Origin of the sequence: Parapedobacter indicus (genome assembly GCF_900113765.1) — a bacterium.
GTDB lineage: Bacteria > Bacteroidota > Bacteroidia > Sphingobacteriales > Sphingobacteriaceae > Parapedobacter > Parapedobacter indicus.
On the sequence record NZ_FOQO01000013.1, the window covers coordinates 190,362 to 204,320 of the forward strand.

Sequence of the window (13,959 nt, forward strand, 5' to 3'; positions counted from 1 at the left end):
TCTTGTGTGCAGTTGTATACGTTAGTATAGACGGGATGGTTTTTTTATGAACATACGATTTCCGGTTTTAGTAGGATTACTGACTGCGATGGGGCTTACCGTCCTTTCACTCTCCTTGGCCCTTGGACAGACAACCATCCGGGGGACGGTAACCGATGCATCTACAGGCGAAGGCATTTCCGGTGTAAGTATATTCCTTGCCAACACCTCAGTCGGTACTTCGACAGATAGTTCAGGACGTTATACATTGACCTTCAACGATTCTGCCACCCAAATTCACTTCAACGCTCTTGGCTATAAATCCATTTTCCAACCCCTTTCTGAGGGGACGTCGCTAACCATTGACGTGGCGCTCGAGGAAGACGCCCAGGTACTAGACGAGGTGACCATCAGCGGAAAAGGGCGTTACCGCAATCGTGACAATCCTGCCGTGGAACTGATCCGGAAAGTCATCGAACATAAAAAAGCCAATCGCCTATCGCGCTTCGATTATGCTTCGTTTGAAGTGTATGAAAAAATCATGATGGCAATAAGCGATGTGCCCAAATTCGTTACAAACAATGCACTCACGCGCGGATATCGGTTCGTATTTGAAAATGTGGATACGACGCTCGTCCCCGGCCGTTCTCTTTTGCCCGTTTACCTTGAGGAAAATCTATCCCACCGATACCAACGGCTCCATCCGAAAACTGAAAAAACCATTGTTACTGCCAATAAAAAAACTGAGCTGGATAAACGGTATATAAATAACGAAAACATCGAGACCTATTTTAAATTCATCCACGGCGATGTAGATATTTACGAGAACAACATTTTAATTCTGAATAAACCGTTTCTTAGTCCCACGGCAGATGCGGCTCCCTTGTTCTATAAGTTTTTCATTACCGATACCGTATCCAACGCAGAAGGACAATTCGTCGAATTGACATTTGTACCCCGAAATAACGAAGACCGCCTGTTCTCCGGCAAATTGCAGGTTACCTTAGATGGCAACTATGGGATACGCCGCGCAGACATTTGGATAGACCACCGGGCCAATCTCAATTGGGTAAATGATGTATCCATTTCGCTGCGCTTTCGCCGCCATCATAATGGAATTTATCTCCTTTCCCACTCCGATGTAAAAATGAATTTCGGATTATTTGAAGGTGAGCGCGGCGCCTTTGGACAGCGAACGCTCGTCTACAGCGACTACAATACAGATAGGGTAATCCCTTCCAGCACGTTCACCGGGCAACAGATTATTAAATTGGCCGATGCCACACAGCAAACGGAAAGTCATTGGGAAACCGAGCGCCCGCTGCAGCTCACCGACGCGGAAGCAAAAACCTATACCAACCTTGACAGCTTGCAGCGTAATAAGTCATTCAGGCGTACATTGCGCTTAGGCTACCTTGTTGCCCAAAGTTACGTCAACGCTGGCCCGGTAGAATTCGGTCCGCTTGAATACTCCTACAGCTTCAACGATTTGGAAGGCAGCCGCATCCGATTAAGCGGCCGCACCACCCGCCAATTTTCGGAAAAGCTTTACGCCGAGGCTTACGCAGCATATGGATTTCGTGATGATCGCGTGAAATTTTTTACAGGGATAGCGCATACACTCAATAGAAAGCGTATTGGAGAGTATCCTGCACACTACTTACACGTTACTTATCAGCAAGACGCCCGCGAACCCGGACAATTACTGGGCTTCCGAAATGGCGATAGCTTTTCGCGCTCTTTCCGAAGCGGCAATCAGGATCAATGGTCCTATTATGATATATTCAAACTAAATCATGTTGTCGAGTTTGGCAATCACGTGATGCTGCAAACTTTTTTCACCTCACAGCGACAGGCACCGGCCTCAAAATTGTTTTTTATCACAGGTCAAACCGGTCAGGATACGCTGAAAGCATTGCAAACAGCTGAATTAGGCATTGATCTCCGCTGGGCACCTAACGAGGAATTTTTTCAACGAAACCTTGAGCGCTCTCCCATTATTAACGAATATCCAGTGTTCAATTTGCGGTATAATTTGGGATTAAAAGGTTTCGGCGGCGAATATACCTACCATGCATTGCGACTGGATATCTTTAAACGCATTTTCCTTTCGCAGTTAGGCCTGGTAGATGCGAACTTTGGCACCGGCTACATCTTCGGTACGGTGCCCTTTCCGCTGTTGGATATACCGAATGCGAGCAAGACCTACATGCTGGCGCCGGATTCTTATGCATTGCTCAACAACTTAGAATTCGTAAGCGACCAATACATCAAGTTAGCCCTCGAATACCGCCCACACGGTTTCTTTTTCAACAAAATTCCGTTAATCAAAAAACTGAAGATTCGCGAAGTAGCCGGATTTAAGTTCTTATATGGAAATGTCCGGCCCGAAAACAGGCCGGAAAATAATCCGGATGTATTTCTGTTGCCCCGGGACCTGCGGGGCAACCAAACTACCTTTACCCTCGAACGAAAACCCTATATGGAAGCAAGTGCCGGTATAGAGAATATCTTCAATGTGCTCCGGGTAGAATATGTAAGGAGATTGTCGTACCTTAACCATCCCGACATCGACAGGGGTGGGATACGATTTAGCTTAAAGGTAGATTTTTAGTCAGCAAAAAACAAATACCATGGCCTATCAAAATTTAGTTGTCAACAATCAAGGTTATATACGTCATATCGTAATTAACCGCGAAGAAAAACTGAACGCACTTAACAAACAAACGCTGGCCGAACTGCACGATGCCGTCACCGAAGCGTTAGCTGCCGATACCGTCCGGGGCATCGTATTGACGGGTGCCGGTGAAAAGGCCTTTGTTGCCGGTGCAGACATTTCGGAATTTGCCAACTTCGATGCCGCACAGGGGCGTGCGCTGGCATACGAGGGTCAAACCAATGTTTTCGATCTCATCCACGCTGCGGAGAAACCAATTATTGCGGCCATCAACGGCTACGCGTTGGGTGGGGGACTTGAATTGGCATTAGCCTGCCATATACGGGTCGCCGTGGCCTCCGCCAAATTAGGCCTACCGGAAACATCACTGGGTTTGATACCCGGATATGGCGGCACACAGCGGTTGACGCATCTGGTTGGACGGGGAAGAGCGCTGGAGATGATCCTAACAGGCGATATGATTTCCGCCACGGACGCACTTGAATATGGTCTTGTAAACCATGTCGTTGAACAGGCTGAGCTGTTTACGAAGGTAGAGAGCATTCTTCAACGCATTGCTTCACGTTCCCGAAGCGCCGTATCAGCGGCCATCAAGGCCATCAATGCCAGCCTAGGCTCGGTCAAGCTGGGATTTGAAACAGAGATTAATCTGTTCGGCCAATGTTTCGGAAGTCCGGATTTCAAAGAAGGGGTAAGCGCATTTTTGGAAAAGCGAAAACCAAATTTCTAGTTTCGCGTTTTAGTGGTAAATTAATCGGCATTATCTATGTCCCACTCCGTATTTACCCAAAAGGAGCGCAACATCATTACGTTGGTGCTTTTGCTGCTATTGGGTGTGGTAATAGCTTATGCCGTACGAGGGATCATCGGGGCATTGCTAGGCACCATGGTTATGTATACCATATTCCGTCCGCTGAATAGTTGGCTGGTGGAACGTCTCAAATGGCGAAGACCATTGGCGGCGGTCTTCATCATTATTATTTCATTCCTCATCATCGTATTGCCATTTTTAGGAATAGGCACCATGCTAACCAACAAAATCGTGGAGTTGGTTAAAAATCCCGAATGGATCAAGAATACAGTCAATACAATCAATGAATATGCGGGCGATAAGCTGGGCAAACCGGACTTACTGCGAGAGCAACTGGAAAAAAGTGCTTCCTATCTCGGTGGCCTTCTTACTTCATTACTCAGTGGAGCAGCTGGCTTATTTCTGGATATCACCGTGATGTACTTTCTTCTGTATTTCATGTTCATTAACTTCAGGGGATTCGAACGTGGATTGCTTCGCTATTCACCTTTTCGCATTGAAAATGCAATTAAATTTGGCCATGAATTACGCAACATCACTTATTCTAACGTCATCGGACAAACGTTCATCGCCTTGGTCCAAGGAGGTGCCCTGGCACTGGGGTTTTGGATTTTTGGATTTGATGATCCCATATTTTGGGGCGTAATTTGTGCAATACTGGCCTTTGTCCCGCTTCTAGGTCCCCCGCTTGTTTTTGTGCCGGCAGCGGTCTATGCATTTACCCAGGGAGATAACTTTGCCGCCATCGGGTTGTTAATATACGGTTTCGTCGTAGTGATCAACATTGATAATGTCCTACGTCTTATTATCGCAAAAAAAGTAGGAGACATCCACCCCATTATCACAGTAGTGGGCGTAATCATCGGAATACCGCTCTTTGGTGTCATGGGTTTAGTATATGGTCCACTGTTGCTTTCCTACTTCCTTATTACGGTACGTATTTACGAAACCAACAAAAAACAACGCCCCTTAAACGCCGAAGAACTCATACCCCCAAAGCAGCCATAGGGGCGATATTGTCATTGTATTTTGGTATTTCGTGAATACGAACATTTTATCTAAGTTTGCCGTCTTATGAGCAAGCAAACAGACGATTTTTTCAAAAACGTAATTTCACACGCCAAGGAGTACGGTTTCGTATTTCCTTCAAGCGAGATATATGATGGTTTGAGTGCGGTATACGACTACGGACAGTTGGGATCCGAACTCAAAAATAACCTCAAAACCTACTGGTGGAAGGCCATGGTTCAGCTTCATGAAAACATCGTGGGCATCGATGCTGCAATTTTCATGCACCCCACTACCTGGAAGGCTTCCGGCCACGTGGATGGCTTCAACGATCCGATGATAGACAACAAGGATTCGAAAAAGCGCTACCGAGCCGACCAGCTAATCGAGGATAAGATTGCCCGCTATGAGGCTGACGGAAAAGTCGAAGAAGCTCAGCAGTTGCAAGCGGATCTCGATGCGGCGCTCAACGCAGACGACCTTTCTAAACTCAAAGCGCTCATTGAAGCGCATGACATTGTTTGCCCCATCTCCGGCACGAAAAACTGGACCGACGTACGGCAGTTTAATTTGATGTTTTCGACGCAGATGGGGGCATCGGCTGAAGATGCCGAAACAGTATACCTACGGCCCGAAACAGCGCAAGGCATCTTTGTTAACTTTCTGAACGTGCAAAAAAGCGGCCGGATGAAAGTTCCCTTTGGAATTGCTCAGATCGGAAAAGCATTCCGTAACGAGGTCATCGCCCGCCAATTCATCATGCGTATGCGTGAATTTGAGCAGATGGAACTGCAGTTTTTTGTGCGGCCCGGCACGGAGCTTGATTGGTATAACCAATGGAAAGAAACCCGGCTAAAATGGCACCTTGCGGTTGGCGGCGACCCGGCGAAATACCGTTTCCATGACCACGTCAAGCTCGCCCATTATGCCAATGCAGCCGTTGATATCGAATACGATTTTCCATTTGGGTTCAAAGAAGTAGAGGGTATCCACTCACGCACCGACTTTGATCTCAGCCAACACCAAAAATATTCAGGTAAGAAAATACAGTACTTCGACCCTGAGATCAACCAGAATTATGTGCCCTATGTGATTGAAACCTCCATAGGTTTAGATCGGCTTTTTCTTACGGTATTGTGCAACTCATTTGAAGAGCAGGATCTTAGTACCGCGGATAAGCAAGATTCGCGGTCGGTGCTACGCTTTCATCCCACGTTGGCTCCGGTGAAGGCAGCCATCTTGCCGCTCACCAAAAAGGATGGACTGCCCGACAAAGCCAGGGAAATTCTTAATCGGCTTAAAATAGATCACAACGTCCAATACGACGAGAAGGACTCCATCGGCAAACGCTACCGTCGGCAGGATGCCATTGGTACGCCATTTTGTATCACGGTTGACTACCAATCGCTGGAAGACGACACGGTGACCCTCCGCCATCGCGATAGCATGGAACAGGAACGTGTTGCAGCAGCCGACCTGGAGAAAATTGTTGCCGACTTAGTCGGTTGGAAAAATCTATTGGGCGGCTTATAGCCCGCCGTACCGATTTTCCTTTATTTGCCATACACGGTAAATTCCGCTATCGACACGACCGATCGGCTAGTTGATGCGTTAGCCACGGATTCTATCGCGAATCGGAAATAACGCGCTTGTACCGGTTTGGCGAACTCCACAAATTGTAGTATAGGGTTGGCCACGATATTAGAAAACTCTCCGCTACCGACGGCTTGCCACTGGCTCCCGTCTACACTTGTTTCAAAAACATAGCGGTTTACCAAGCCCGCTGCCTCCCCGTCCTGCCGGGGGAGATAACCCATGCCTGTGAGGGTCTGCAGACTGCCCATGTCGACGCTAAAGCGCTTAGGTAAACCTATTTCATTCGTGAGCCAATGGGTATTTGTATTTCCATCCCACGCCAATGCCGGATCACCACCGTCTAATGAATTGTCGACTATTTTCCATGCCGATGCGTTCAAGGCCTTTCGGTCAGTGATTTGCGTTGCAAATTCTACCGTTGCTTCCTTAAACAGACCAAAATCGCTGAGCGCTATAGCTACCGGAGCAAATAGCCGCAGCCGCACTTGCTTCGTAGTAACTGGTTCTTTCAGAGGAATAAGTCGGCTGGAGCCGATGCTGGTCGCCATGACTAACGGCTGCCACGCCTCGTCCTGCCATACATCTATCCAGACGCTATCTAAACGCTGCCCCAGTTTGATATTTTCACGTAGGCGGATAAGATCAAAGGTAGCCTCGTCCTTCAATTTTACAACCAGTTCAGGCTGGGTTACATCATCGTTGGTAGCCCAATAGCTATAGCGGTCGTCATCCAATAAATTGGCAGGACCGAAATGCTTTTCTTTGTCCTTGCGTATATTGGATGCGTTAAACGAAGCGCCCGAGGCAAAGTTTTCTGCAAATGTTTTATGCAACTTTTCACCAAACCCTTTGAGCGAAGCGACGTCATTAGGGTGCAGCAAGCCGTCCGTATTAGGGGCGAGCCCCAAGTTGAACGCTGCGCCACGGCCCACGCTTTTAAGATAAAGGTCAAACAGCTGATCGGGTGTTTTTACATCATTGTCCTGCTCCGGGTGATAAAACCATCCCGGGCGCTGCGGCACATCGCACTCGGCGGGAATCCAATACTTCCCGTTTCGCTGCCCACTTCCCAAAAACCGTTCGTCAATATGGCCAGGTGCAGGTTTACCACCATCGGGAGCCACCGGTGTAAATGTGGCCCAGGAGGTCTCCGCAGCTTCACCTTTTTCATTTCCCACCCATCGTATATCCGGACCGATGTCACTGAAAATTACCGCGGTGGGTTGCATCTCTCGTGTAATTGGCCACGTTTTTTCTTCCCATTCGTAATACGTAGATCGATCGATACGACGGGTCTCGTTTGCGCCGCCATAGTAGCCGTCGCCGCCATTGGCACCATCGTGCCAGCTGACAAACAACGGCCCGTAGTTACCATATAATTCCCGTAACTGCTCCCGATAAGCGTCGGCATATTCGGGAGCACCATAGGCGGGAAAATTTCGATCCCAAGCAGACACATACACCCCAAACTGCATTCCCTGTTTGTGAGCGGCTTCCATAAATTCCTTCACCATATCGCCCTTTCCTTCACGCCATGGGCTGCGGGAGATGTTATAATCCGTCGTTTTTGTCGGCCACAAACAATAGCCGTCGTGATGTTTGGCTACCGATATCAATCCATTGAATCCTCCAGCCTTGGCAGCTGCAGCAATCTGGTTGGCATCAAAATGCTTCGGATTGAATAAATCAGCCGGTGCATCGCCAAACCCCCACTCTTTATTCTGAAATGTGGTTGGCGTAAAGTGGATTAAACAATACATTTCTAGCTCATGCCAGTTCAACTGCGCTGCGGTAGGTATCGGTCCATAAGGACTAGGCTCGTCACTTTTAGCGCTGTCAACTGAGTTACATCCTGCCGTTAATCCTACGACTGCTACCACGCCGAGGAACATTAGCTTTGTTACATTATCGAATATCATGTGAGTTCGGATTTATATCGGACGATAAAGATAAACGTTTCTATGGTAGCTCGCCCAGCTATTGCGAAAATAACTTAGCAAATGGATAACTAAAGTGAATCACATCAAATCATTCAATTTTATACACATAGACATGTATTATCAATTTTGACTATAAAGCATCATTATAAGTGATTTAACGTATCCACATAATCCTTTTATATTTGAAATTAGCAATGCAACGAATTGACAACCCTTAAAGACATTCCTTATGGACAGCAATGCAAACGACACAGGCAAATGCCCATTTTCTGGCAATTTTGCGCCCTCAAAACCGATTAAAACTCATGTCGGGAGTAGAGGAACTAAAAACCGCGACTGGTGGCCAAATCAGTTAAAAGTAAGCATCTTGCGGCAGCATTCACCCGTATCCAACCCCATGGGCGAAGCTTTCAATTATGCTGAAGAGTTTAACAGTCTCGACCTGGATACAGTAAAGGAAGATCTACGCAAGTTGATGACCGATTCCAAGGATTGGTGGCCTGCGGATTTCGGTCACTATGGGCCATTATTTATACGCATGGCTTGGCATAGCGCGGGCACTTACCGGATAGGCGATGGCCGCGGCGGTGCGGGTCGTGGCCAGCAGCGGTTTGCCCCGCTCAACAGCTGGCCCGACAATGTCAGCCTCGACAAAGCACGTAGATTATTGTGGCCTATTAAACAAAAATATGGCAGAAAGATATCCTGGGCGGACCTGCTGATCCTGACCGGAAATGTGGCACTTGAATCGATGGGCTTCAAGACCTTTGGCTTCGCTGGCGGTCGCGAGGATACATGGGAGCCTGACGAAGACGTCTATTGGGGATCCGAGAAGACTTGGTTAGGTGGCGATGTACGTTATGCCCGCGGTTCCGAAGGCGTTAGGAAAGAAAGTGCAGTACTTGTATCGGATGACGACGCTGACGGCGACATCCATAGCCGTAACCTGGAGAATCCACTTGCCGCCGTGCAAATGGGACTCATTTACGTTAATCCAGAAGGTCCTGATGGCAATCCGGATCCAGTGGCAGCAGCTTATGATATCCGTGAAACCTTTAAACGCATGGCCATGAACGACGAAGAAACTGTTGCGCTCATTGCCGGCGGCCACACCTTTGGCAAAACCCACGGTGCAGGCGATTCATCACTTGTTGGCGCTGAGCCTGAAACTGCTGACCTCGAAGAGCAAGGTCTGGGCTGGAAAAGCAGTTATGGTACAGGCAAAGGCGGTGACACCATCACCAGCGGTTTAGAAGTCACCTGGTCAACCACCCCCACAAAGTGGAGCACCAATTTCTTTTGGAATCTGTTCGGCTATGAATGGGAATTGACAAAAAGCCCCGCAGGTGCACATCAATGGGTCGCAAAGGGAGCTAATCCAATCATACCCGATGCCCACGACCCTTCCAAAAGGCATTTACCCACCATGCTTACGACCGATCTAGCCCTGAGATTCGATCCAGCCTACGAAAAAATTTCCCGCCGATTTTTTGAAAATCCGGATGAGTTTGCCGATGCTTTCGCTCGCGCTTGGTTCAAACTGACACACCGCGATATGGGACCAAGAACACGCTATCTTGGTCCCGACGCACCTGAAGAAGAACTGATTTGGCAGGATCCGATTCCCGTAGTAGACCATGAGTTAATCGATGACCAGGACATTGCTACGTTGAAAACTGATATATCGGAATCCGGGTTATCGGTGTCACAGCTGGTTGCCACCGCTTGGGCATCGGCATCCACCTTTCGCGGTTCGGACAAACGAGGAGGCGCAAATGGGGCACGTATCCGGTTAGAACCGCAAAAAAGCTGGGAGATTAACAATCCTCCACAGCTCGCAAATGTATTGGCAAAACTCGAAGACATCCAAGTCGCATTTAATAACAGGCAGTCCGACGGCAAACGGGTTTCCCTTGCTGACCTCATTGTTTTAGGGGGTTGTGCAGGTATTGAAAGGGCTGCAAAGGATGCAGGATACGACGTAGCAGTTCCCTTCCATCCGGGTCGTATGGATGCGCTACAGGAGCAGACCGACGTAGAATCGTTCGCGCTGTTGGAACCGGTGGCCGATGGCTTCCGCAACTTCCTAAAGACCAAATACAGTGTGTCTACCGAAGAATTGCTAATCGACAAAGCTCAATTGCTAACACTGACAGCTCCTGAATTAACCGTTCTTATCGGCGGTATGCGCGTGTTGAACACGAATTTTAACAATACTCCACACGGTGTATTTACCCACCGTCCCGAGACGCTTACCAATGATTTCTTCGTAAACCTACTCGATATGAACACTGCCTGGAAAGCAATCGATGAATATCGGGAATTGTTCGAAGGTCTTGACCGCGCAACAGGTGAACTTAAATGGACCGCAACCCGCGCTGATCTTGTTTTTGGCTCAAATTCAGAACTTAGAGCGCTTGCCGAAGTGTATGGAAGTTCAGATGGACAAGAAAAATTTGTGAAAGACTTTATTGCCGCATGGAATAAAGTGATGAACCTCGATCGTTTTGATTTGATTTAATCTGCCAATATTCCGCAAGCCCATCAATGGAAACCGGGAAAAAGAAACCCTCCCCTAGCTAATCGGTGGGGAGGGTTTCTTTTTATTTTTCTCCCGATTTTAAAGCATTTACACCTATTTTCGCATCATTACTAAAAAGTAAACATTTCAAAAAATATGCATTTGCCAGTAAAGCATCCCACTCGACTATTTTTAACGATTGCATCACTTTCTTTATTTACCCTGCAATCTGTCGCCCAAGAACACGTTTTCAATAGTTGGCTCGCTTGGTTTAATAACGTGAAATTCACCGACAAGTGGGGTATGAATCACGATATTCAATTCCGAGCAGGAAACGATTGGAGCAGTAATTCATCGCTTTTAATTCGGTCTGGTATCAACTATTACGTCAACCAGCGCCAAACCGCTGCTTTGGGATACGCCGCTACGTTGGCAACCCACGAACTCGCCACAGACGCCTCTAGATTAACCGAACACCGCATTTGGCAGCAGTACATTATTACTGGAACAACGTTAGGTGTCCCACTCCAGCATCGGTTCCGCCTCGAGCAGCGTTTTCTTAAACGTCCCGACGAAACGGCATTTACCCAGCGAGCAAGGTATTTCATCAGGAGTGTTATTCCACTTCGTTCTCCTTCGGACCAACCCTTTCACCGGGGTATATTCACCTCGCTTCAAAATGAGCTTTTCTTCAACATACACAATCAAAAAGCGACCAATGGAAAATGGTTCGACCAAAATCGCGCTTATGTGTCCATTGGTTTCCGATTTTCGGAAAAGTATGACCTTGAAACGGGATACTTAAATCAATTCCTGGTTAGAAAGGCAGCACCAAATTCAATGATTCATAGCTGGCAAATAGCCATTTATACTCGCCTGTAAAATTATCCGTCTAATTATCAGTAAATTAAAACAGATATTGAAATCTTTTCAAATTAAATCTACTAAATAAATAGACTTTATATATATTTGCATTATGAAAGCAATAAATTATAAAACGATCAGCTGCAACCCATCGTGTATGTATACACGAACGATGTGTTATACGCGCGGTTGAAGGTGCTTTGATGATATGATATAGTAAGGCCTCTTCGACAACGAACTATCGAAGAGGCTTTTTCGCTTAAAAGATAAAAAAAGAAAACAATGGCAACAGTAACGGAAAAGCAGTATATCGATCCAAAGATTACGTTGGTCGGCGCTGGCCCGGGGGATCCCGATTTAATCAGTATAAAAGGCGTAAATGCACTAAAAACAGCAAATGTTATTTTATATGACGCGCTGGTAGATGAGCGGTTATTGGATTATGCCCCCCAAGAATCCATTAAAGTCTACGTGGGTAACCCATCTGGCGACGAAAATTTTTCACAGGGTGTAGTCAATCAATTGATGGTTGATTACGCATTGAATTTCGGTCACGTGGTTCGGTTAAAAGGGGGCGATCTATTTGTCTTTGGCCGTGGGTATGAAGAGCTTGACTATGCAGCTTCCTACAGTATCGAAACCGCGATTATCCCAGGTATTTCCAGTGCGATATCTATACCTGGCTTACAAGGCATTCCCGTTACGCACAGCGGGTCGAGCGAAAGCTTGTGGATTCTCTCGGGTACGGACAGTAAGGGCAATTTATCTACCGAATTGCGCGATGCGGCTCGCAGCAGCGCCACAGTTGTTGTATTACTTGGCTTTGACAGATTGGCCGAGATCGTAGCCATTTATCAGGAGATCGGAAAAGGAGGCTTACCCACCGCTGTCATTCAAAACGGCTCTATGACGAATGAGAAAACCGCGATTGGTTTAGTTAACACCATTATAGAGACAGCGGAAGAAAAAGGTATCGACAATACCGGTCCCGTGCTACTCGTCTTTGGGGCTACCGTGGAATTACATCACGACTTTCAACGGATTAAGCAATTCTTCGAATCGAGTTTTTGAAATTTCTCTCTTCATAGTAAGTTTACAATTGGGTTAGTAAGTATAGAGTGCCTGTCCCGCAGGCACTCTTACTTTTCATAGCTATTATTTCGAGGGAGGTGGATCATCGCTCACACACCTAAAGCCAAGATTATTACTCCCGCTGCTTATCTCACCTTTTCCTCTACTACCGGCAACATAACGCTCACAATATTGTTCATTGCACAGGAATGAGCCTCCTCGTTGTACCCGTTTGACGGCGCCGGGCTCCATCGGATCGTAGCTGTCTGACGGCCCCTTGGGATTCTTCTTCGGACTACTTTTATAGTAGTCTGGTCGATAATAATCCGAGCACCATTCCCATACATTGCCATCCATATCATATAATCCGAAAGCATTGGGTGCATACGATTTAACCGGAGCTACACCTTTATAGCCATCTTCGCCTACATCCTCCGCAGGAAAATTACCTTGGTAAACATTGGCTGCCCAGCTGCCTTTCGGTTTTAGTTCGTTGCCCCAATAATACTTGCTATTGGGCGCTCCGCCACGCGCAGCAAGTTCCCATTCGGCTTCTGTGGGCAGTCGCTTTCCCGCCCATTTAGCAAATGCCGCTGCATCTTCGTACGCAATGTGCACCACAGGTTCATGCTCCCGACCCTTTATACTGCTTCCGGGTCCCTCCGGTTGACGCCAACTTGCTCCCACCACATACTGCCACCATTGAAGGTGATTCGCTAATCCGACAGCATGATCGGGTGGCGTGAATACCGCCGAGCCGGGCTGAAGGGCATCCAATGGTACATTTGGAAAGTCCTTAGGATCGAGCGGCCGCTCAGCAACCGTCTGATAACCGGTAGCAGACACAAAACGGGCAAATTGCCCATTGGTTACCTCGTGTTCGTCCATCCAGAATCCATCTACAGTAACCTCATGTAACGGACTGGCATCCTCAAAGTCGTTTGATCCCATTTGAAATGTACTGCCATTTACATAAACCATCGGTGCATCATCCGACCCCAGAAAACTATGCCCTGTCTTCGACTCCGCTATAGCGGCGGCACGTGAAGGGATACCATGTGCTACGCATGTTATTGCACTGTCACCGTTAAGCACATTTTCTTGCTGTGTTTGTTCTGTTTGTTGTTGTTTCGGATTCATGCAGGCGGCTACCAATAACCACGCACCACTAACCAAAAAAAGGAGTCTTCCTCGATTCATAAAGCCTAACATTAATTCATTTACACGACGGCGAATGTCCTGAAAGCCAACCTCCGTCTAAGAGTTAAAGGTATCATTTGATTACGAATAATACAAATCTCTTCGTGCGAGAAATTGCTACATTCTCTGCTACAGGAAAACAGCTGTACGATACAGGCAAGAAAGGGTTAAAAAAACAAAAGCCCCGTTGCTTATGCACGGGGCTCTGAATGAAATCCGGCACCGACCTACTCTCACGCCTGTTACGGCAATACCATCGGCTCTGGCGGGCTTAACTGCTCTGTTCGGGATG

9 protein-coding genes are annotated in these 13,959 nt (G+C 47.3%); 7 read left to right on the forward strand and 2 right to left on the reverse strand.

Annotated elements, in window-relative coordinates; all coding sequences use genetic code 11:
* Positions 1-46 precede the first annotated feature (46 nt).
* From BMZ56_RS22685 to BMZ56_RS22700, 4 genes are all read left to right on the forward strand, one after another.
* Positions 47-2,593, forward strand: coding sequence for a DUF5686 and carboxypeptidase-like regulatory domain-containing protein (locus tag BMZ56_RS22685; protein WP_090631357.1), 2,547 nt, complete (start codon positions 47-49; stop codon positions 2,591-2,593).
* Positions 2,594-2,612: 19 nt separating this feature from the next.
* The gene (locus BMZ56_RS22690; RefSeq protein ID WP_090631360.1) at positions 2,613-3,386 is read left to right on the forward strand and encodes an enoyl-CoA hydratase/isomerase family protein; all 774 of its coding nucleotides are present in this window, start codon (positions 2,613-2,615) and stop codon (positions 3,384-3,386) included.
* 36 nt (positions 3,387-3,422) lie between these two features.
* The gene (locus tag BMZ56_RS22695; RefSeq protein WP_090631363.1) at positions 3,423-4,475 is read left to right on the forward strand and encodes an AI-2E family transporter; all 1,053 of its coding nucleotides are present in this window, start codon (positions 3,423-3,425) and stop codon (positions 4,473-4,475) included.
* Positions 4,476-4,541: 66 nt separating this feature from the next.
* The gene (locus tag BMZ56_RS22700; RefSeq protein ID WP_090631366.1) at positions 4,542-6,008 is read left to right on the forward strand and encodes a glycine--tRNA ligase; all 1,467 of its coding nucleotides are present in this window, start codon (positions 4,542-4,544) and stop codon (positions 6,006-6,008) included.
* 20 nt (positions 6,009-6,028) lie between these two features.
* On the opposite strand, the gene BMZ56_RS22705 is transcribed toward BMZ56_RS22700, so the two are convergent.
* Positions 6,029-7,990, reverse strand: coding sequence for an alpha-L-fucosidase (locus BMZ56_RS22705; protein WP_245893358.1), 1,962 nt, complete (start codon positions 7,988-7,990; stop codon positions 6,029-6,031).
* A 250-nt stretch (positions 7,991-8,240) separates the two neighbouring features.
* On the opposite strand from BMZ56_RS22705, the gene katG reads away from it, so the two are divergent.
* The 3 genes from katG (at position 8,241) to cobA (ending at position 12,467) form a co-directional block, all read left to right on the forward strand.
* Positions 8,241-10,532, forward strand: coding sequence for a catalase/peroxidase HPI (gene katG, locus BMZ56_RS22710; protein WP_090631369.1), 2,292 nt, complete (start codon positions 8,241-8,243; stop codon positions 10,530-10,532).
* A gap of 156 nt (positions 10,533-10,688) precedes the next feature.
* Entirely contained in the window at positions 10,689-11,414 is a 726-nt protein-coding gene (locus tag BMZ56_RS22715) for a DUF2490 domain-containing protein (RefSeq protein ID WP_090631373.1), read from the forward strand.
* A 264-nt stretch (positions 11,415-11,678) separates the two neighbouring features.
* Positions 11,679-12,467, forward strand: coding sequence for a uroporphyrinogen-III C-methyltransferase (gene cobA, locus BMZ56_RS22720; protein ID WP_090631376.1), 789 nt, complete (start codon positions 11,679-11,681; stop codon positions 12,465-12,467).
* An 84-nt stretch (positions 12,468-12,551) separates the two neighbouring features.
* Here the strand turns inward: cobA and BMZ56_RS22725 are convergent, their stop codons facing one another.
* Positions 12,552-13,667, reverse strand: a complete 1,116-nt coding sequence (locus tag BMZ56_RS22725; RefSeq protein WP_245893359.1) for a formylglycine-generating enzyme family protein — start codon at positions 13,665-13,667, stop codon at positions 12,552-12,554.
* Between the last annotated feature and the right edge of the window lie 292 nt (positions 13,668-13,959).

Coding starts and splice junctions, on each gene's coding strand:
- BMZ56_RS22725 (WP_245893359.1), bottom strand. CDS start 13,667: ATGAATCGAGGAAGACTCCTTTTTTTGGTTAGTGGTGCGTGGTTATTG.
- cobA (WP_090631376.1), top strand. CDS start 11,679: ATGGCAACAGTAACGGAAAAGCAGTATATCGATCCAAAGATTACGTTG.
- BMZ56_RS22685 (WP_090631357.1), top strand. CDS start 47: ATGAACATACGATTTCCGGTTTTAGTAGGATTACTGACTGCGATGGGG.
- BMZ56_RS22715 (WP_090631373.1), top strand. CDS start 10,689: ATGCATTTGCCAGTAAAGCATCCCACTCGACTATTTTTAACGATTGCA.
- BMZ56_RS22690 (WP_090631360.1), top strand. CDS start 2,613: ATGGCCTATCAAAATTTAGTTGTCAACAATCAAGGTTATATACGTCAT.
- BMZ56_RS22705 (WP_245893358.1), bottom strand. CDS start 7,990: ATGATATTCGATAATGTAACAAAGCTAATGTTCCTCGGCGTGGTAGCA.
- katG (WP_090631369.1), top strand. CDS start 8,241: ATGGACAGCAATGCAAACGACACAGGCAAATGCCCATTTTCTGGCAAT.
- BMZ56_RS22700 (WP_090631366.1), top strand. CDS start 4,542: ATGAGCAAGCAAACAGACGATTTTTTCAAAAACGTAATTTCACACGCC.
- BMZ56_RS22695 (WP_090631363.1), top strand. CDS start 3,423: ATGTCCCACTCCGTATTTACCCAAAAGGAGCGCAACATCATTACGTTG.